Genomic DNA, 18,351 nt, shown 5'->3' with positions numbered 1-18,351 from the left:
GCTACCTCGGAAGCGCATAGGCGACGATTTTCGTGCTGAGCCTTGCGCTGATGCCGGGTCTGCCGCCAGCGGCGATCGCGACGAACTGCCTGCCGCTGCGCGGCGACGCATAGGACATCGGCGTCGCCATGCCCGCCCCAGGCAGATCCGCTTGCCAGAGCAGCTCTCCGGTTGCGGTATCGAAGGCGCGGAACATGCTGTCGACGGCAAAGCCAGAAAATACGATTCCGCCCCGCGTCGTCACCGAACCTCCACTGCCGGGTACACCCATCGTGATGGGCAAACGGGAGCGCATCCCGAATGGGCCACTGTCCCGGCCGGTTCCCAATGGCTTACTCCAAATGGCTTGGCCCGTTTTCAGGTTCACGGCAGTGATGAGCCCCCATGGTGGATTCACGCACGGGATGCCCAGCGGTGACACGAATGGCTTGACGGTCGCCGCATAGGGCGTGTTTTCCATCGGCGCCTGTGGGCTACCCTGTCCGGTACTGCCATCGAAACGGCGCAAACCCCTTGCGGTTGCCTCGGCGCGCGGCATCAGTTCGATACGGGTCGGCATTCGCATCCAGTTGACGATCATGACGTTCTGGTCGATATCGACCGATATACTGCCCCAGTTGATTCCCCCGCCATAGCCCGGATCCAGGATGATGGAGCGCCCGGGCGTCGGCGGCGTCAGTGTTCCCTCATAGCGCGCTTGTTTGAACATGATGCGGCACATCATCTGGTCTACAGGGGTCAGCCCCCACATGTTCGACTCGCGCAGCATGGCGCCACGGAACGAAGGCATTGCGGTCGAGAAGGGCTGGGTGGGCGACAATCGTTCGCCTGGGGCTATTCGGCCTTGTGGCACCGGGAATTCGCTGACGGTCTTTATCGGCTTCCCTGTCAGGCGGTCCAGTACGAAGATTTCACCCCGCTTCGTTGGCTGGATCAGCGCGCGCCGCACACCATCGTGCGTGGGCAGGTTGACCAACGTTGGCTGGGACGGAACGTCATAGTCCCAAATGTCGTGATGCACGGTCTGGAAACGCCAGCGCAGCTCGCCCGTCTCCGCGTCGAGTGCGATCACCGAGCTGGCGAGATCGTCGTCGAACGACCGTCGTTGGGCGCCATAGAAATCGGGCGTCGCATTACCGGTCGGAAGATACACCAGCCCAAGCTCCTCGTCGGCACTGATGGGTGCCCAGCTGTTCGGCGTCGAGCGTGTGTAGGTTTCGCCAGGAGCCGGGGCGCCACGGCGGTCAGGCCGTCCCGTGTCGAACGCCCACGCCAGGCGGCCAGTGACCAGGTCGTAGGCGCGAATGACGCCGGACGGCTCGCCCCAGTACTGCCCATCCATGATGGCGCCGCCGAAGACAGCATTTCCACGGACGATCTGCGGCGCCGAGCTGACGTAATGGTAGCCGGTCGGAACGTCGCCCATACCCTCCAGCAGTCGTACGCGGCCGTTCTCGCCGAAGCCGGGACAGGGGCGACCGGTCGATGCATCAAGTGCGAACAGCTCCGGTGTCTGGTTTGTCGCGATGATACGCTCGGCACACATACCGCTCGCGTTCGGAACACGGAAGTATGCAACACCACGGCAAGGCTTGCCCGAGGGCGCGACACCCGTGTTCATGTCGTAGCGCCAGCGTTCCTTGCCCGTCTCGGCATCGAGTGAAAGGACCATGTTGTGTCCATTGCAGACGAAAAGAGCATCGCCGATATTGATGGGCGTAACCTGCAAGCTGGCGCGCGGGCCGGGTGATGCGGGGCCGACATCGGCTTCCCACGCCACTTCCAGCTTGTCGACATTCGCGCGCGTGATCTGGGCCAGCGGACTGAAACGCGAGCCCCCGGCGTCATTGCCATAATGAGGCCAATCCGTGCGGTCCGCGCTGGCCGGACCTTCGGAGCGTGCCGCTATGGCCGGTGCCTTGCCGCGTGCCCATAAAGGATCGATTGGTTGCGCCGGGCCCACAGCATGAATCGCTGCGCCGCAAAATAGTGCTGCTGCAAGCGCGAAAGCGGCGTGCCGAAAGCGGAAGCGGCTTGAACCCGAAGCGTGCAATGCATTCCTTGGTTCGCGCAGGAGAAGGAATGGCGCACCGATGACCGCCAGGGCACCAAGCCGGACGATCAAACCCCATGGCTCGAACCCGACCTCGTAGATTGACCAGGTGAGCGTGGCCAACAGAAACAGACCGTAAACCCAGCCGGCGCGCGGTTCGTGGCGCCAGACGAGGCAGCCGCAAAGCGAGATTGCCGCGCCGGCGGCCAGATAGTACAACGAGCCTCCTTCACTGGCCAGCATCGTGCCGCCGGCCAAGAGGATAAGGCCAACCGCTACCAGCACAGCCGCATGGGTACGCCGGGGCCACTCGCGGCCCCGATTCGTTTCCGGATTTTCTGTTGCCATCAATTTTCCTGTTCTTCGCCGGCCAGACGGCCGTTTACATGCTTAATGAGACCGACGTCGGTCGAGCTTTCTGCATCGGCCCGTCATATCCGGGCGTCCCACGACCGAGCAAGCAGGCCGACAGTTCAGCGCATGGTGAATCCACCGTCTACCGAAATTGATTGACCGACGATGTAGCTCGCCCGTGAGCTGCAAAGCCACAGGACAGCATCGGCAATTTCGTCCGCGCGGCCCATCCGTCCGATCGGTACCATCTGCACCATTGCGTCGAGTGCCTCCTTCTGGCCGCCGGCAATCATCTGGTCAGCCATCGGCGTGTGAATGAGACCCGGGCAGATCGCATTGATGCGAATGCCTCCTGCCGCGTACTCCAGGGCCGCGCTTTTCGTCAGCCCAAGTACGCCGTGCTTGGCCGCGTGATAGGGGCCGCGTTCGGCACCACCAACGAGGCCGCCCAGCGATGAGCAGTTGACGATGGCCCCGGTTGCTTGCTTGCGCATGTGCTGCAACTGGAACTTCATGCAACTCCAGACGCCACGCAAGTTGATCGCCATAACGCGGTCATAATCGTCACGCGGCGAGTCGGCGGTCTCGGCAAGCACGTTCTGCACGCCGGCATTGTTGAACGCTGCGTCGAGGCGGCCAAACGCAGCAATTGCGTTCTCGACCGTCGCTTCGACCTGAGCATCGTCGGACACGTCGCACTCAAGCGCGAGGACGCGGTGGCCTTCAGCGGCAAGCTCGTCCGCTGCATCGGTAACCGATTTTCTGTTCCAATCTACCAAGACAACCGAAGCGCCGGCGCGTGCAAACGCCCGGGCGGTCGCCAGCCCCAAACCAGAGGCGGCTCCGGTAACGAGGGCGACCTGATTTTCAAATGAGATATTCATCACACATTCCTTCTCTGAGTCCCAAATTCGTCGATTCACCTGCGCCATTGCTGGTGCCAGTGCCGTGTCTGCACGTAACGCAGGCGGCCGAAACCGAGTTCACGATCAACTTTAGCCATTCGCCATTGATGAGGGAAGCTGGTAATCTTCGCTAACCGATATGAACAGGGCTCATTAATGGATCGCATCGATCTCAACAATCTTGCAGCGTTTGTCGCCGTGGCGCGGGAACGCAGTTTTACGCGCGCGGCGGCGCGACTCGGCGTGTCGCAGTCTGCGCTCAGCCATACCATCCGCGGTCTGGAAGAGAAATTGGGCGTGCGCTTGCTGACGCGTTCGACGCGCGGCGTTTCACCTACTGAGGTGGGAGAGAAGCTCTATGAAGATCTGCTGCCCCACTACGAGGGCATCGCTGCGGGGCTGCAGACTCTTTCCGAGGGACGCGAGAAACCGGCAGGCACAATCCGTATCAGTGCACATGACCATGCAGCGGGCACGATCCTGTGGCCAAAGCTGTCACCACTGTTGCCGGCCTATCCTGATTTCAACATCGAAATAACGATCAGCTATGCGATGATCGATATCGTCACCGAACGATACGATGCTGGCGTACGGCTTGGTGACCAGGTTGCGAAAGACATGATCGCCATGCGGATCGGACCCGATTTTCGCCATATAGTGGTTGGCGCACCTGCGTATTTTGCGCAGCGTTCCGTACCACTTGTGCCGCAGGATCTGACCGCGCACAACTGTGCCAACTTGCGTCTGGCGACCCATGGCGGCCTGTATGCCTGGGAATTCGCCCGCGATGGTAAAGAAGTGGAGATTCAGGTTCAGGGACAAGTGATCGTCAACACGACCCCGCAGATGCTGGCCGCGGCCCATGGAGGCTATGCTCTTGCCTATGTACCTGAAGATTTAGTCTGTGGCTGCTTGAAGGACGGGAGCTTGGTGCAGGTCCTCGCGGAATGGTGTCCAGCAACGCCCGGTTACCACCTCTATTATCCAAGCCGCAAACATGCATCCCCAGCATTCAGGCTTGTTGTAGACGCGCTTCGCTATGAAAATCCTGCTCGGTCCTGATAGCGTTGGCATGCCTGCTTTGGCCTTCTCATTCAAGCCCTGAGGTAAGCACGTGAAGTCCGCCGTGAGTCGATACCGGACGCTCGGCAAACAACACTTTTGCTTGTAGTAGCCTATTGATTAATTTTCGACTTCCTGAATATTCTCGTCATGGTCGCTGTGTCCAGGGGCTCCATATCAACCAGCTTCAGCGATTTGACCATGTGGAGCGTCCCGGATTTGTATTTCTGAAAGTGAGGGGTCTTGAGGTGCGCCTCATATGCCTCGCGACTCGCGTACATCTCAAGAATTCTGAACTCGGTATCCTTATCCCGTTGATACATCGGGAAAATGGCAATCACACCGGACTCCAGTCTTACCGAAGCTTCCGCTTCGTCTTCAAGGATTGCCTTGTACTGTTCGAGGTACTTTGCATCTACTTCAATTTCCGAAATCCGTACCATCATTCCTTGGTCTTGCGCCTGCACGACATTGGCACCAGCGAGAAGAAGAGTCGTGGCTACAATCGCAAAAAAATTTCGGATCGGGTTTGAAAATGGTCGGCCATGCGGTTTTTGTAATTCCATCGGTTTGTCTTTCCGGCTGGTCATTTTTGGCTCCTCTATTTGCTTGTGAACGGTAGAACACGCTTGCAGTGTCCCTAGCTGCCTTCCTTGTCGCCCACTACGCGTAGTGCACGAACGTCCCGCATTGGGGACTGGCCAAAGAACCGGCTGTATTCGCGGTTGAACTGGCTGGCACTTTCGTAGCCGACCTCGAAGGCAGCATGGGCAGCATCCAGGCCGTCCATGAGCATGCGGCGCCGTGCCTCATGCAGGCGCAACTGTTTCTGATACTGAAGTGGGCTCATGGACGTCAGGGAACGGAAATGGTGGTGAAGTGTCGAGACGCCCATGCATGCGAGCCCGGCCAGCATTTCCACGCGCAGCGGCTTTGTGTAGTTGTCCCTGATCCACTCGACAGCCTTGGCTGCCCGCTGGCTGTTCTCACCGATCGTCGCGATCGAACGAAGACGCTGTCCAGCTGCGCTATGAAGGATGCGATAAACGATTTCACGCTTGATGAGGCCACTCATGAATTCGATGTCTTGCGGAGCATGTTGAAGATCCAGAAGGCGGCAAAACGCGTCGAGGAATTCGGCAGTCGTCTCTGCAGTGGTCATCGCCGGTTTGCTTGTGTGGGTCGGCACCATCTGGTTCGTCTCACGGCTGAGCAGTTCGTGAACCATCGCAATGTCCAGCTTCAGCCGCATGCACAGGTAAGGATCTTCCCGGCTGGCCTCGACAACCTGGCTTGTCACGGGCAGATCCAATGACGTCAGGAGGAAGTGGGAGGGGTCGTAGTCGAAACTTGTCTGGCCTAACGTAACGCGCTTTCTTCCCTGTAAGACCATGGCCACGCTTGGTTCATAGGTCGCCGCATCAGGAAGCGTCGGCGCGCAATAGCGATACAGCATCACGCCGGGAATCGACGTCTGCAGGCTCGCCGCAGTACCGATCAAGGCGCCCACGCGGCTGACCAGTTGCACTCGCAATTCTTCACGGCGATCACGCGCGGACAGAGAAAAGGGCAAAGCGGTAGGGAAAGTTTGATGCACGGTCTCGGTCTCCATCTCCGGCAATAGGATAAGCCGGGATGTGACGGATGCAAATGGAATTATGACGCGCTCAGAGAATCAGGCAAGTAATCGACAGAACAAGGATACCGCTCCAATCGTGCTGGCCGCAAGATGGTCGAAAGCGGAACTCAATCTTGTCAAAGGAAAGCACATGAAGATCAAACCCGGCATGCGGCGCTGGCCCTCGGCGATCATGATTGGCATGTTTGCCACGGCGGGTCTCCACGCACAGGAAGCGCCCGCAGCCAAGCCGCGGGCGTTCTACATCTCGGAATTCGTCGTAACCGACCGCGAAGGTATGAAACCGTACAGCGCGCAGGTCGAATCAACCTTTCTGCCATTCGGCGGTCGATACGTTGTGCGTGGTGGAAAGATCAACACGCTCGAGGGCGATGGTCCGAAGGGAGGCATGGTGGTCATCGAGTTCGATAGCAAGGAGCAGGCCCAAGCCTGGTATGACTCCCCTGCTTACCGCAAGATTATGCCCTTCCGTCATGAGTCGGCCACCTCGCGCGTGGTCATCGTCGAAGGGTCCGTCACTCCTCCCAGCCATTAGCCAACGCAGCGTCGAAGCGGGCCTCAGCGCCGTTCCGCCGGAGAGCACAAGTGTTGACAGCTCTTCCGCACAGCTCACCTCAGCAACACTTATTGATTGGAGATACATGCATGAATAGTCCAGATAGTCTCGAATTGTCGCGACGGGAATTCCTGCTCACCGGATCGGCCGCAGCGGCCGCCAGCGTTATGCCACTCGGCGCCGCCGCACAAACACCTGCTGCCGAGCATGGCGCTGTGGCAAAGCTCTCGCTCAAGGTGAATGGCCAATCCCATGAGCTCCACATCGACACACGCACGACCCTGCTCGACGCCCTGCGCGAGCACCTGCACTTCACGGGCACGAAAAAGGGGTGCGACCAGGGCCAATGCGGCGCGTGCACTGTCCTCGTGAATGGGCGCCGCATCAATTCCTGCCTGACGCTAGCCATCATGCATGAGGGCGACAGCATTACCACGATCGAAGGCCTGGGCACGCCTGAGCGCATGCATGCCATGCAGGCGGCATTCGTCAAGCACGATGGCTACCAGTGCGGCTATTGCACACCAGGACAAATTTGTTCGGCGGTGGCGGTACTCGACGAGATCAAGGCGGGCATCCCAAGCCACGTCAGCGAGAATCTTACGGCCCAGCCGATGCTGAGTGCCAGCGAGCTCCGCGAACGCATGAGCGGGAACATCTGCCGTTGCGGCGCCTATTCGAACATCATCGATGCGATCACTGAAGTAGCCGGTACGCGCGACACGAAAGGCATGCCATGAAAGCCTTTACCTATGAACGCGCGCGGTCCCCGGCGCAGGCTGCAGCAGCGATCGAGCGCAACCCCGACGCAAAATTCATTGCCGGTGGCACGAACCTGCTCGACCTCATGAAACTCGAGATCGAGACGCCAGCCCATCTGGTGGACGTGAACGGTCTCGGCCTGGACAAGATCGAGCAGACGCCGGAGGGTGGCTTACGCATCGGCGCACTGGTGCGCAATACCGATCTCGCCGCGGACCAGCAGGTGCGCCGCGATTACAGCCTGCTGTCGCGTGCTTTGCTTGCCGGCGCGTCCGGTCAACTGCGCAACAAGGCGACGACGGCGGGCAACCTGCTGCAGCGGACACGCTGCCCCTACTTCTATGACACGAACCAGCCGTGCAACAAGCGTCGGCCTGGCAGTGGTTGCGGCGCGATAGGCGGTTTCAGTCGTCTGCATGCGGTCATCGGCACCAGCGACGCGTGCATTGCAACGCATCCGAGCGACATGGCGGTGGCGATGCGGGCCCTTGACGCCACTGTCGAGACGGTGAAGGCCGATGGCGCAATGCGCAAGATCCCGATTGCCGATTTTTACCGCCTGCCCGGCGATACACCCCAGCGGGAAACCACCCTGCAGCGTGGCGAACTGATCACCGCAGTTACTTTGCCAGCACCCATCGGCGGTACGCACATCTATCACAAGGTGCGCGACCGTGCTTCGTATGCGTTCGCACTGATTTCGGTCGGCGCCATCGTGCAACCGGACGGCAGCGGACGCGTCGCCCTGGGGGGCGTGGCCCATATGCCGTGGCGGGTCGAGGAAGCGGAACGCGAGATGCCACAAGGCGCCAAAGCTGTGACCACGCGCCTGTTCAGGGGAGCCAGGACGACGCACGAGAACGCATTCAAGCTGACGCTGGTCGAGCGCACGCTCGGTTCGGTGCTCGCGCAAGCACGGAGTATGAAGTCATGAGATTCGACACCCCTGCCACCACCAATCCGATCGACCAGCTCAAGGTCGTCGGCCGACCGACCGACCGCGTCGAGGGGCCGCTCAAGACTACTGGTACCGCCACCTACGCGTACGAGCAGAACGCCGCTGCGCCGGGTGCCGTATATGGATACATCGTCGGTGCCGCCATCGCCAAGGGGCGAATCGAGGCGATCGATACACGGGCTGCCAGCCGGGCCCCGGGCGTGCTCGCCGTGATCTCCGCCGGGAATGCGGGCAAGCTCGACAAGGGCGAGTTCTATGCGGCACGCGCGCTCGCCGGACCGGAGGTAGATCATTACCACCAGGCGGCGGCGATCGTCGTGGCGCAGACCTTCGAGCAGGCCCGCGCCGCCGCGCAACTGGTGCGGGTGCGCTATGCCCGGACCGAAGGCGCGTTCGATCTGGCGGCAGCGAAGGAAGGCGCGCCGCTCTCGAAGGTAGCCCCTTTCGCACCGCCGCCTGAAACCACGGCCGGCGATTTCGAAGGCGGCTATGCCAAAGCAGCCGTGAAGCTCGATGCGAGCTTCACAACCCCGGACCAGTCGCACGCGATGATGGAGCCGCACGCGACAATTGCGGCATGGGACGGTGGCAAGCTCACGCTCTGGACTGCCATCCAGCAGGTCAACTGGGGCGTGCGGGACATTGCAAAGACACTCGGCATCGCCAAGGAGAATGTCCGGATCGTTTCGCCATATATCGGCGGCGGATTCGGCGGCAAAGGCACGATCCTGTCGGATGCGGTCTTGGCAGCCGTGGCGGCGCGCAAGGTGGGGCGCCCGGTCAAGGTTGCCCTGCAGCGCGCGCTCATGTTCAACAACGTGACGCACCGGCCGGCCACGATCCAGCGGGTTCGCATCGGGGCCGACAGCAATGGCAGGATCACGGCAATCGGGCACGATAGCTGGTCGGGGAACATCGCCGGCGGCAGGCCAGAGGCAGCCACCGCAGCGACGCGCCTGTTGTATGCCGCTCCGAACCGGATGACGCGCCTGCGGCTGGCACACCTTGACCTCGCAGAAGGGAGTGCGATGCGCGCGCCCGGCGAAGCGCCAGGAATGATGGCGCTCGAGATTGCCATGGACGAGATGGCCGAGAAGCTCGGCATGGATCCGGTCGCGTTCCGTGTGCTCAACGACACCCAGGTCGATCCCGAGGATCCCAAGCGCCCGTTTTCAAAGCGTCAGTTGGTCGAATGCCTGCAGACGGGGGCAAAGCATTTTGGCTGGAGCGAACGCCTGGCACGTCCTGGCAGCCGGCGCGATGGCCGCTGGCTGGTCGGGATGGGCATGGCCGCGGCCATTCGCGGTGCGCCCGTGATGAAGTCTGCTGCCCGTGTTCGTCTCGACAATCGCGGCATCGTGACCGTCGAGACCGACATGACCGATATTGGCACGGGTACCTATACCATCATCGCCCAGACCGCCGCCGAGATGATGGGCATCGGCGTGGACAAGGTGAACGTGAAACTGGGCGACTCTCGCTTTCCCGAGTCCGCCGGTTCGGGCGGGCAATGGGGGGCGGCTTCCTCGACGGCCGGCGTATATGCCGCCTGCGTGAAGCTGCGTGAAGCCGTGGCGCGGCAACTCGACATGGATCCGGCAAGCGCCGAATTCGCCGATGGCATGGTGCGCGCCGGGGGCCGTACTGTGCCGCTGACACATGCTTCGCGATGGCGCGACCTGGAGGCCGAGGATGTCATGGAATTCGGCGATCTCGCCAAGCGCTATGCGGTACAGACCTTCGGCGCGCATTTTGTCGAAGTCGGGGTCCATGCGGCCACTGGAGAGATCCGCGTGCGACGCATGCTGGCCGTTTGTGCGGCAGGCCGCATCCTGAACCCCAAGGCGGCGCGCAGCCAGGTGATTGGGGGTATGACCATGGGTGTCGGCGCGGCGTTGATGGAGGAACTCGTCGTCGACAAGCGCGTCGGCTTCTTCGTCAATCACGATCTCGCCGGCTACGAAGTCCCGGTCCACGCCGATATTCCGCACCAGGAAGTCATCTTCCTCGATGAGGTCGATCCGGCCGGGTCGCCGCTCAAAGCCAAGGGGGTAGGCGAACTCGGCATCAGCGGCGTCGCTGCTGCAGTCGCAAATGCTGTCTATAACGCGACGGGGGTGCGCGTGCACAATTACCCCATCACCTTGGACAAGTTCCTCGACCGGCTGCCAGACGTCGTTTGAGAACGCAGTCAATTCGAACGTCATTAACGTATCGGCTCGACACGCGTTGTCGGCCAGAGGCTTGAAAGGATAGACATGAAAATGATTGCCGCGGCAGTAATGTCACTCACGCTGAGTGGGTCGGCGCTTGCTCAAACCGGAGCTACGGGGACGGCATCAGCCAGCCCTGCTCCTGGCGATGCGAACGGCAACCCGGCCCAGATGGTCATCGCTCGCGCGGGTAGCCAGGCGTCGACCAAAGGACCCGCGCAGAACTTCACGGGCAGCGTGCGCGTTGATCCACTGTTTGGCGTTCGAGCACCGTCCGCCGTGTCGGGCGGTGCGGTGACCTTCGAACCGGGTGCACGTTCGGCCTGGCATACGCACCCGATGGGACAGGTACTGATCGTCACTGCAGGTGCGGGGCGCATACAGCAATGGGGCGGTGTCGTAGAGCAGATCCGTCCGGGAGACGTCATCTGGACGCCGCCTGGCGTCAAGCACTGGCATGGCGCCGCGCCAACGACCGCGGTCACACATATTGCCATTCAGGAGAGCGCCAATGGCAAGAATGTCGAATGGATGGAGAAAGTGAGCGATGAACAATACGGGAAATAAGCGTGCCCCCTCAATGTGGGCAAGGGCCAGCGGCGTTGCGCTAGGCGCCTTGTGGATATTGACGTTGCCAGGCGATGCAGCCGCACAGCCGTCCAAGCCGGCCAGCAGTCCCTCATTCTCATCAAAGGAAATTCAAATGGTTGCTCCCGCACTCGAAAACTACACCCAAGGCCTGCTACTCGGCGACGTCTGGGCGCGTCCTGACTTATCACCACGAGACCGGAGCATCGTCACGCTCGCGGTGCTGATCGCCAGGAACCAGCCTTCGGAGCTGCCGTTTTACCTGAACCGGGCGCTCGACAACGGTGTCACGCCTGGGGAGATCTCGGAAACCATCACGCACCTGGCTTTCTATTCGGGCTGGCCGAACGCTATGGCGGCCGTCAGCGCAACAAAGCCTGTCTTTGAAGAACGCAAGATCACCAGCAAACAGTTACCCTCGGCGAAAGTACAACCGCTGCCGCTTAATAAAGAGGCGGATGACAAGCGCGCGAAGTCGGTCGATGAAAATTTTGGCAAGGTAGCGCCTGGCGTGGTCCAGTACACGACCGATGCCTTGTTCCGTGACCTCTGGCTGCGCCCTGGCCTGGCGCCGCGCGACCGGAGCATGGTCACTGTCAGCGCACTTGTCGCTTCTGGCCAGGTGGCGCAGATCACGTACCATCTGAACCGGGCAATGGGTAGCGGCCTTACCGAAAAGCAGGCATCCGAGATGCTTACCCAGTTGGCCTTCTACGCAGGCTGGCCGCATGTGTTCTCTGCCATGCCGGTTTTCAAGGAAGTGTTTGAAAAACGTCAAGAAAGCGCTGACAAATAGTGTTCGCTACACCATGTAACCAGGCGGCGTCACGACGTGCCGGCGTCGCTTCACGAATGCATGCGAGCCGGTGTTTGGCAGCACGTCCACGAAGCAGTCGTGCGGCGCTTTCAAGAGTCTGCCCAGATCAGGTGGGATCGAGCTTGATCAGGTGAGATCGAGCTTGCATGGGTGCAGCGACCGTACCGGCTCCGGCTTGTGGTGAGCACAGTGGCCGGAACCCGACCGATCGCGGCAAGCTCGGCTGCAAACACCCTTTACCAGTCGATCAGCATGGCCTGCCCTGGTAACTCGCATCACAGGCGCTCAAGCCCATGATTCGCGCCTGCTCATCCCTCTCGTAGAATCGATCCAGCTGTTAAAGGGCTGTGCGGCCGGGCGCGGAAACACCCAAGCAAGCGACACGCTGATCGAACGTACGCTTCGGGAGCACATCGGGTCTGGCTGCGCCGGCGAGGAATCTCAGCACGGATCGCACCCTACGACATCGAGTCACGCGAAAGGCGTGCCGATGGCGTTGGGTTGTTGAACGCACCTTGGGTGGCTACAGCGTTTTCGCAGATTGCGCATCCGTTATGAACGGCGAGCCGGCATCCACCAGGCTTTTCTCTCGCTTGCCTGCTCACTCATCTGTTGGCGGTATGCCGAGAGGTTTTGTCAGGCGACTTGTTCTCAACCTGGTGTCATCGGTTCGCGATATGATTTCATTTCGCTACCCGCTCTCCCGACAGTCGCCCATGACCACCCAGTATACCGCCGCGTTCGGCTCCCCCGACCTGCCTGCCGCCGTCGGTGATGCGGCGTTGATCCGCGAAACGGTCGAGGCGGCCGGCATGTGGCTGTCGTCCTATATCTGCGGCAACGGCACGGTCGACGTGCGCATCGATTTCGACGCCACCATCCCCACCATGACCGGCGGCTCGTTCTCGGCCGCCATGGCCGGGTGGAAGATGGCACAGGATGGCACGCACCATGCACTGGCCACGTTCAGCACGGCCGATGAGATCCTGGCCGGCACGGACGCGAACGGCGCCGATCCGGATGCCGTCATCACCATCGGCCTCACGAACCTGAACCGCTGGTACTGGTTCGATCCCACGCTGGCGGCGGCCGACATTCCGCTGGACCGCAACGACGGCTTTCGCATCATGCTGCACGAACTGCTGCATGCGGTCGGCTTCAACGGCTGGCTAGCCAGCACGGCGGACACCGATGCCGGTACCGCGATCAGCCCGTTCGACAGCCTCGTGCTGCGCGCGGGCGGCCGCAGCTGGTTCATGGGCGAACAGGCGCAGGCGGCGTTCGGCGGCCCCGTGCCGCTGACCGATGTGCACCTGGGCGACGCCGCCAGCCTGGAGGCGGGGCAACTGACCGGCGAGCAGACGCTGATGAGCCATGACTACGTGCCGAACGGCCACCGCCTGTCGCTCGACCCGGTCGTGATCGCCATCTTGCGCGACCTCGGCTTCGACGTGCGCGACACGCAGGCGGCCTACACGGGAACGGCGGCGAACGGCCATGCCGTGACGCTGGACACGGCGTGGAGCGGCCATGCCCTCGCCCGTACGCTGGATCTCACCTGGCTCGTCGCGCAAGGCGGCAGCGATTACGCCTGGCTGTTGCAGGATGTGGACCGGCTGTACTTCACCGATGCCGCCGTGGCGCTGGACGTGGGCGCGGGCCAGGTGGCCGGCGCCGCCTACCGGCTGTACCAGGCCGCGTTCGACCGGGCACCGGATGCGGCCGGCATCGGCTACTGGATCCACCAGATGGACAACGGCAGGTCGCTGGCGGACGTGGCCGCCGGATTCCTCGGCAGCGCCGAATTCACGACCCTGTATGGGGCCGCGCCCGCCGCCGATGCCTTCGTGGCCAGCCTGTACGACAACGTGCTGCACCGCGCGCCGGATGCGGCTGGCGCCACATGGTGGGTCGACGGCCTGCACGAGGCGGGCGACACGCTTGCGGCGCGCGCCGCCGTGCTGGCGGCATTCGCCGAAAGCGCGGAAAACGTGGCACAGGTCGCGGGCACGATCGTCAACGGCTTCGACTACACGGTGTACGGCTAGGGGGGCGGCACGGCGCCGATGCGCGCCAGCTCTTCCTCGGTGAACCCGGCCAGCCGCCGCGCTTCCAGGTTGAACGGCCCTTTCAACACCGGTGCCCGGTAGCGCACCACGAACGCGTCATATGTGGCATACGGCTCGAGTCCCTGGCGCTCGCACAGCCAGCGGTACCACCGGTTGCCGATCTCCACGTGCCCCACCTCGTCGCGCAGGATGATGTCGAGGATGGCGGCGGCGGCCATGTCGCCGGCCTGCGCCACCTTGGCACGCAGCGGCGGCACGGCATCCAGGCCCCGCGCTTCCAGCGTGCGGGGCACGAGCGCCATGCGCGCCGTCACGTCGCCGCGGGTGCGGTCGACCATTTCCCACAGGCTGTCGTGGCCGGCGAAGTCGCCATAGGCATGGCCCAGCGTGGCCAGGTGCGCGGCCAGCAGGCGGTAATGCGTGGCTTCCTCGTTCGCCACGCGCAGCCAGTCGGCGTAGTACTGCGCCGGCATGCCGGCAAAGCGCCACAGGGCGTCCAGCGCCAGGTTGACGGCATTGAATTCGATGTGCGCCAGCGCATGGACCAGCATGGCCCGCCCTTCCGGCGTGGCCATCGAACGACGGCCCACCTGGCGTGGCGGTACCAGTTCGGGCCGTGCCGGGCGGCCCGGGATCGCCGGCGAGTCGGGCAGCGCAGCCAGGGAATCGAGCGTGCAGGCGCCCGCCGCGTATGCGGCGGCCATGCGCGCCACCTCGTCGGTTTTCGAGACGGGATCGGTGTCGAGCAGGCAGCGTTGCGCCCAGGCGCGCAATTCGGGTTGTACGGGGGATGCTGGAGATTCCGGTGATTCTGGCGATGCCATCGGGGCCTCTTGCGATACGAAAGGCCGCAGTGTAGCAAACGGGCCGCCGGCCCGTTCACCGTCCCACTCATCGAAGGCTGCTCAGCGTACCGGGCCCAGCCGCAGTGCGACGCCGGTATTGCCGCGCGTGCTGCCGTCCGCATTCCCCAGCACGTAGATCTCGCCGGCGGCATCCTGTGCCATGCCCAGTACCGGGAAGCCGAGCGGATCGCGCTGCGGCGCCAGCAGCCGCTCCACCGTATTGCGCACGCCCAGCGTCAGCAGCTTGCCGGTGCCGTCGCTGCCGATGAAATCGGCAAACACATATTGGCCCCGCAGCGACGGGATCGACATGCCGGAATAGACAAAGCCGCCGATGACCGCCACCCGCAACGGTGGCTGTCCGGCCCCATCCGCATGGTCGTACTCGGCCACCGGATCGACCAGCCCGGCGGGTGCGCCGGGGCTTGCCTGGTACACGAAGCCCGGGCCGGTGCCGTTGGCGTCGAACAGGAAGCTGCCTTCCTTGATGCGCCACCCGTAGTTGCCGCCGGAGACGACGTTGTTGACTTCCTCGATCGCGCGCTGGCCCACGTCGCCGGCCCACAGCCGGCCCTCGCCATCGAACGCCATCCGGAACGGGTTGCGGAAGCCGTACGCAAAGATTTCGTCGGCCCCCTCGCGGCCCACGAACGGATTGTCGGCGGGAATGCCATACGCGCCGTTGGCGGCATTGCTGCCCAGCGGATCGATGCGCAGGATCTTGCCCAGCACATTGCCCGGCGCCAGGCTCTGGGCATTGCCTTCGGGCGCATGCCCGGGGCCCTGGTCGTCGCCGGCCCCGCCATCGCCGAGCGAAATGTACAGCATGCGGTCCGGCCCGAACGCCAGCGCCCCGCCGTTGTGGTTGCCTTGCGGCTTGTCGATGCGCATCAGCACGCGCACGCTGGCCGGATCGACGGCGGGATCGGCGCTGCCCGGATTCGTGACGCGCCATTCGGAGACCACGCTGTGGTTGACGGGCGCCACGCCGGCCGGCAGCGTCGAGAAGTCCGCCGGCACCTGCGCAGGCTCGGACGTGAACACGTAGAAGCGGCCATTGCTCGCATAATCCGGGTGGAAGGCCAGGCCCAGCAAGCCCCGCTCATCGCTTTCATTGAGGGGAACGAGCCGGCTGGCGACATCGAAGAAAAGCGTTGCCCGCCCTTTTTGGGCAGGGCCGCTTACCGCGGCTTTCCAGATCTTGCCGACCTGGTCGACGATGTACAGGCGGTCCGGCTCACCGGGTGCCACGGCGCCCGCCACCGGCGCCGTCAGGTTCGTGAGCAGCGGGCGCAGCGTGATGCCGACGGCGCTCGCCGGCAGCGTGCCCGGGATCGGGTCGGGCAGCGGGGTGTTCTGGGCCATTGCCGGCACACCGGCAATCGATGCGGCCGCGATGACCATTGCGGCGATCAGCGGGGTTGGCGAAAGGCGCGGCATGCAAAAACGAGTGCGAGCGGGGTGGGAGCTGGTACCGGGAGCGAAAAGCGGCGTGCGGTTCATGGCGGTCTCCGTCGTTGGAAGTGCGCAAATGGAAGTGATGCCGGAAAATCATGCGCCACTACTGGTTGTACGACAAGTGCGCTCTGCTGCTACTTCGCTCCGGTGGGGCTTTTTGACACTATTTTTTCAGTTCAACATTACCGTCCGACGTGACTTGTTACCAAAAGCAAAAAGCCACCCCGCGGGGTGGCTTCGTCAACCTTCGACCGGTTTCCGGTCAGCGGTCGTTCTTGTGGCTCTGGCGGCCGGCGGCGGCGTGCTGTGCCGGCGTGCCGCCCTGCACGCCGCGGCTGCCCTGGTTGCCCTGGTTGCCCGACTGGCTGTTGCCGCGGTTACCCGACTGGCTGTTGCCAGCCGAAGCGCTCTGGCGGTTGCCGTCGTTCTTGTGGCTCATGGCCCCGGCACGGCGTGCTTCTTCCGACGTGAATTCGTGGGCGTTGCCCGAAGCATGCGCGGCGCGGCCGCCTTCCGACGCGATCTCGCGCTGGCGCTGCGGGTCCATCGACGCGAAGCCGCGATTGCTCGTGCCGCCGTTGCCGGACTGGCTATTGCCGTTATTTGCCGACTGGCGGTTGCCCGACTGGCTGTTGCCGCCCTGGGTGTGCTGGTTGTTGCCTTGCGGGTTGTTGTTGTTCGAACGGTTGGCTGCCATGATGATCTCCTTAAAAATGTAAGTTGAACACTGCACATCCATCATGCGACCTGGTGACGCCAAGTCGCTTGAAGGAGCCGCCATGGTAGGCCGCGGCCAATGGTTTTTTTATAAGTCCTGCCCCTACAGGCATGTAGGAATCCGCGCCATGGACGGGTCGGAATGGTCATCCGGCGATTGAAACACCTGCTGCCTGGTGCGGCGTACGTTTCCAAGAACGGGCCAGGCAAGTCCTGGTTTATTTTTCTTTGCAGAAACTTAACGCGCGCTAGAGAAATAAGGAAAACGCATGGTCACGTGAAGAAACGGTGATGACAACGCATTAGAGATATGCGATTCAGTTATCGCCGGCATGGGAAATCAAAATTGGATATATATCTCCAGCGCGCGTAAGATTCAACCATCGCAGAACGCAAACGAATACAGGAGTTGACCATGACCACGACCACCGCACCGCGCTTTGAAGCCGCCACCGAAACCTCGACCTTTGCACGCCTGGTTTCATCGTTCCTCGCCGAACTGCGCCGCGCCATCGAACTGGCTGGCGCGCCGTATGTGAACGGCCCGCTGCCGCCGCTGTAATTTCCGGCCGCCGCAACTGAAAAGCCTCCGCTCGCGGAGGCTTTTGTCTTGTTGGCGCACCCTCAGTGCGCGTGGCGCGGCGCCCGCACCCGTACCACCGGTGCCGGCGACTGCTTGGCTTCCACCGCGAAGCGGTCGCCGTCGCGGCGGTTGTCCGGCGCCGACAGCACGCGGGCGATCACGTTGCCCGGCACGCCCTGCGCCGCCATATACACCCAGGCATTGGCCGCGCCGCGCTGCGCATCGACCACCAGCCCCTGGCGCACCAGGGCCTCCATGTCGCTGTTCCTCCTCAGCTGGCGCTTCATTGCGCCACCTGCGCGGCGCGCGTTTCAAGTGCCGGCAGCACGGCGGGGCCGGCATTCCAGCGCTCGAGCGCCTGGGTCAGGCGCGCATGGCCAGCGCCCGGCCGGATCAGCTTCTGGAACCGGGCGATATCGGGATCGATTGCCTGGGAAACGGCGCCGTCGAGCCGAAAGTGGCACTGCGGGGCCATATGCAAGTACAGGAACGGAATCATCTGCGAGCCTTTTTTGGTTTGTTGAACTACGCAAGTGGCAGCGACCTTCGGCGCCAGCCCGGATGCCGGGTTGCCCGAAGTCGCCGGACGCGGCGGCGCTGGTAGCGCTCGCTGCGCAATCCCACATGGTAGCGCCTGGCAGATAAAAAATTGTCATCGTTTGTAACCGGCGCTCCCGCCGCAACAACCAACTCTTCAGTTGCAGGCCGGGTCGGCGCTCGCCTGCCCGGCAGTGTCGCGCCCCGGGCCAGCAGTCCGCGATCATCCTTTCGA

18 protein-coding genes are annotated in these 18,351 nt (G+C 62.8%); 9 read left to right on the top strand and 9 right to left on the bottom strand.

The features are described 5' to 3' along the window. Nucleotide 1: 1 nt before the first annotated feature. Together ACY65G_RS21495 and ACY65G_RS21490 are read right to left on the bottom strand one after the other, a co-directional pair. The gene (locus ACY65G_RS21495; protein ID WP_464999332.1) at nucleotides 2–2,401 is read right to left on the bottom strand and encodes a membrane-bound PQQ-dependent dehydrogenase, glucose/quinate/shikimate family; all 2,400 of its coding nucleotides are present in this window, start codon (nucleotides 2,399–2,401) and stop codon (nucleotides 2–4) included. Nucleotides 2,402–2,526: 125 nt separating this feature from the next. After that, a complete protein-coding gene (locus ACY65G_RS21490; RefSeq protein WP_464999331.1) occupies nucleotides 2,527–3,291 on the bottom strand; it encodes an SDR family NAD(P)-dependent oxidoreductase in 765 nt (254 codons plus the stop codon). 177 nt (nucleotides 3,292–3,468) lie between these two features. Here ACY65G_RS21490 and ACY65G_RS21485 point away from each other — a divergent pair, with 177 nt between their 5' ends. Further along, nucleotides 3,469–4,374 carry a LysR family transcriptional regulator gene (locus ACY65G_RS21485; RefSeq protein ID WP_464999330.1) on the top strand — a complete coding sequence of 302 codons (906 nt, stop codon included), beginning with the start codon at nucleotides 3,469–3,471 and terminating at the stop codon, nucleotides 4,372–4,374. 113 nt (nucleotides 4,375–4,487) lie between these two features. Here ACY65G_RS21485 and ACY65G_RS21480 read toward each other — a convergent pair whose 3' ends face one another. Continuing rightward, the gene (locus ACY65G_RS21480; RefSeq protein WP_464999329.1) at nucleotides 4,488–4,964 is read right to left on the bottom strand and encodes a putative quinol monooxygenase; all 477 of its coding nucleotides are present in this window, start codon (nucleotides 4,962–4,964) and stop codon (nucleotides 4,488–4,490) included. A gap of 50 nt (nucleotides 4,965–5,014) precedes the next feature. Next, nucleotides 5,015–5,971 (bottom strand): AraC family transcriptional regulator, encoded by a 957-nt coding sequence (locus ACY65G_RS21475; RefSeq protein ID WP_464999328.1) that lies wholly within the window; start codon nucleotides 5,969–5,971, stop codon nucleotides 5,015–5,017. 172 nt (nucleotides 5,972–6,143) lie between these two features. Between ACY65G_RS21475 and ACY65G_RS21470 the strand changes: the two genes are divergently transcribed. The 7 genes from ACY65G_RS21470 (at nucleotide 6,144) to ACY65G_RS21440 (ending at nucleotide 13,955) form a co-directional block, all read left to right on the top strand. Continuing rightward, nucleotides 6,144–6,548 carry a DUF1330 domain-containing protein gene (locus ACY65G_RS21470; protein WP_464999327.1) on the top strand — a complete coding sequence of 135 codons (405 nt, stop codon included), beginning with the start codon at nucleotides 6,144–6,146 and terminating at the stop codon, nucleotides 6,546–6,548. Between the two features lie 110 nt (nucleotides 6,549–6,658). Beyond that, entirely contained in the window at nucleotides 6,659–7,309 is a 651-nt protein-coding gene (paoA, locus tag ACY65G_RS21465; RefSeq protein ID WP_464999326.1) for an aldehyde dehydrogenase iron-sulfur subunit PaoA, read from the top strand. Then, nucleotides 7,306–8,265 carry an FAD binding domain-containing protein gene (locus ACY65G_RS21460; protein ID WP_464999325.1) on the top strand — a complete coding sequence of 320 codons (960 nt, stop codon included), beginning with the start codon at nucleotides 7,306–7,308 and terminating at the stop codon, nucleotides 8,263–8,265. The genes paoA and ACY65G_RS21460 overlap by 4 nt, the downstream gene beginning before the upstream one ends. Then, nucleotides 8,262–10,472 carry an aldehyde oxidoreductase molybdenum-binding subunit PaoC gene (gene paoC / locus ACY65G_RS21455; RefSeq protein ID WP_464999324.1) on the top strand — a complete coding sequence of 737 codons (2,211 nt, stop codon included), beginning with the start codon at nucleotides 8,262–8,264 and terminating at the stop codon, nucleotides 10,470–10,472. The genes ACY65G_RS21460 and paoC overlap by 4 nt, the downstream gene beginning before the upstream one ends. A gap of 75 nt (nucleotides 10,473–10,547) precedes the next feature. Continuing rightward, complete coding sequence (locus ACY65G_RS21450) at nucleotides 10,548–11,069, top strand: (R)-mandelonitrile lyase (protein ID WP_464999323.1); 522 nt, start codon at nucleotides 10,548–10,550, stop codon at nucleotides 11,067–11,069. A gap of 136 nt (nucleotides 11,070–11,205) precedes the next feature. Further along, nucleotides 11,206–11,886: a carboxymuconolactone decarboxylase family protein gene (locus tag ACY65G_RS21445; RefSeq protein WP_464999322.1), complete on the top strand. Its 681-nt coding sequence runs from the start codon at nucleotides 11,206–11,208 to the stop codon at nucleotides 11,884–11,886. A gap of 737 nt (nucleotides 11,887–12,623) precedes the next feature. Continuing rightward, nucleotides 12,624–13,955, top strand: a complete 1,332-nt coding sequence (locus ACY65G_RS21440) for a DUF4214 domain-containing protein (protein WP_464999321.1) — start codon at nucleotides 12,624–12,626, stop codon at nucleotides 13,953–13,955. On the opposite strand, the gene ACY65G_RS21435 is transcribed toward ACY65G_RS21440, so the two are convergent. The 3 genes from ACY65G_RS21435 to ACY65G_RS21425 form a co-directional block, all read right to left on the bottom strand. Further along, nucleotides 13,952–14,800 carry a ferritin-like domain-containing protein gene (locus ACY65G_RS21435; RefSeq protein ID WP_464999320.1) on the bottom strand — a complete coding sequence of 283 codons (849 nt, stop codon included), beginning with the start codon at nucleotides 14,798–14,800 and terminating at the stop codon, nucleotides 13,952–13,954. The genes ACY65G_RS21440 and ACY65G_RS21435 overlap by 4 nt on opposite strands. Before the next feature lie 81 nt (nucleotides 14,801–14,881). Beyond that, nucleotides 14,882–16,261, bottom strand: coding sequence for a PQQ-dependent sugar dehydrogenase (locus ACY65G_RS21430; protein WP_464999319.1), 1,380 nt, complete (start codon nucleotides 16,259–16,261; stop codon nucleotides 14,882–14,884). A 280-nt stretch (nucleotides 16,262–16,541) separates the two neighbouring features. Beyond that, entirely contained in the window at nucleotides 16,542–16,976 is a 435-nt protein-coding gene (locus ACY65G_RS21425; RefSeq protein WP_464999318.1) for a KGG domain-containing protein, read from the bottom strand. Nucleotides 16,977–17,411: 435 nt separating this feature from the next. On the opposite strand from ACY65G_RS21425, the gene ACY65G_RS21420 reads away from it, so the two are divergent. Beyond that, nucleotides 17,412–17,558: a hypothetical protein gene (locus tag ACY65G_RS21420; RefSeq protein ID WP_165390943.1), complete on the top strand. Its 147-nt coding sequence runs from the start codon at nucleotides 17,412–17,414 to the stop codon at nucleotides 17,556–17,558. 62 nt (nucleotides 17,559–17,620) lie between these two features. Here the strand turns inward: ACY65G_RS21420 and ACY65G_RS21415 are convergent, their stop codons facing one another. Then, nucleotides 17,621–17,866: a hypothetical protein gene (locus ACY65G_RS21415; RefSeq protein WP_464999317.1), complete on the bottom strand. Its 246-nt coding sequence runs from the start codon at nucleotides 17,864–17,866 to the stop codon at nucleotides 17,621–17,623. Then, on the bottom strand, nucleotides 17,863–18,078 hold the full coding sequence (locus ACY65G_RS21410) for a hypothetical protein (protein WP_464999316.1): 216 nt from the start codon (nucleotides 18,076–18,078) through the stop codon (nucleotides 17,863–17,865). Before ACY65G_RS21410 ends, ACY65G_RS21415 begins: the two co-directional genes overlap by 4 nt. Between the last annotated feature and the right edge of the window lie 273 nt (nucleotides 18,079–18,351).

This window comes from Pseudoduganella sp. jia 12 (genome assembly GCF_055502675.1).
Note: the sequence above shows the minus strand (reverse complement) of the source record. Positions and strands in the feature narration are given on the sequence as shown.

Bases quoted from the DNA above. Each gene is read 5' to 3' on its own strand.
- ACY65G_RS21495 (WP_464999332.1), bottom strand. From the start codon at position 2,401: ATGGCAACAGAAAATCCGGAAACGAATCGGGGCCGCGAGTGGCCCCGG.
- ACY65G_RS21490 (WP_464999331.1), bottom strand. From the start codon at position 3,291: ATGAATATCTCATTTGAAAATCAGGTCGCCCTCGTTACCGGAGCCGCC.
- ACY65G_RS21485 (WP_464999330.1), top strand. From the start codon at position 3,469: ATGGATCGCATCGATCTCAACAATCTTGCAGCGTTTGTCGCCGTGGCG.
- ACY65G_RS21480 (WP_464999329.1), bottom strand. From the start codon at position 4,964: ATGACCAGCCGGAAAGACAAACCGATGGAATTACAAAAACCGCATGGC.
- ACY65G_RS21470 (WP_464999327.1), top strand. From the start codon at position 6,144: ATGAAGATCAAACCCGGCATGCGGCGCTGGCCCTCGGCGATCATGATT.
- paoA (WP_464999326.1), top strand. From the start codon at position 6,659: ATGAATAGTCCAGATAGTCTCGAATTGTCGCGACGGGAATTCCTGCTC.
- ACY65G_RS21460 (WP_464999325.1), top strand. From the start codon at position 7,306: ATGAAAGCCTTTACCTATGAACGCGCGCGGTCCCCGGCGCAGGCTGCA.
- paoC (WP_464999324.1), top strand. From the start codon at position 8,262: ATGAGATTCGACACCCCTGCCACCACCAATCCGATCGACCAGCTCAAG.
- ACY65G_RS21450 (WP_464999323.1), top strand. From the start codon at position 10,548: ATGAAAATGATTGCCGCGGCAGTAATGTCACTCACGCTGAGTGGGTCG.
- ACY65G_RS21445 (WP_464999322.1), top strand. From the start codon at position 11,206: ATGGTTGCTCCCGCACTCGAAAACTACACCCAAGGCCTGCTACTCGGC.
- ACY65G_RS21440 (WP_464999321.1), top strand. From the start codon at position 12,624: ATGACCACCCAGTATACCGCCGCGTTCGGCTCCCCCGACCTGCCTGCC.
- ACY65G_RS21435 (WP_464999320.1), bottom strand. From the start codon at position 14,800: ATGGCATCGCCAGAATCACCGGAATCTCCAGCATCCCCCGTACAACCC.
- ACY65G_RS21430 (WP_464999319.1), bottom strand. From the start codon at position 16,261: ATGCCGCGCCTTTCGCCAACCCCGCTGATCGCCGCAATGGTCATCGCG.
- ACY65G_RS21425 (WP_464999318.1), bottom strand. From the start codon at position 16,976: ATGGCAGCCAACCGTTCGAACAACAACAACCCGCAAGGCAACAACCAG.
- ACY65G_RS21420 (WP_165390943.1), top strand. From the start codon at position 17,412: ATGACCACGACCACCGCACCGCGCTTTGAAGCCGCCACCGAAACCTCG.
- ACY65G_RS21415 (WP_464999317.1), bottom strand. From the start codon at position 17,866: ATGAAGCGCCAGCTGAGGAGGAACAGCGACATGGAGGCCCTGGTGCGC.
- ACY65G_RS21410 (WP_464999316.1), bottom strand. From the start codon at position 18,078: ATGATTCCGTTCCTGTACTTGCATATGGCCCCGCAGTGCCACTTTCGG.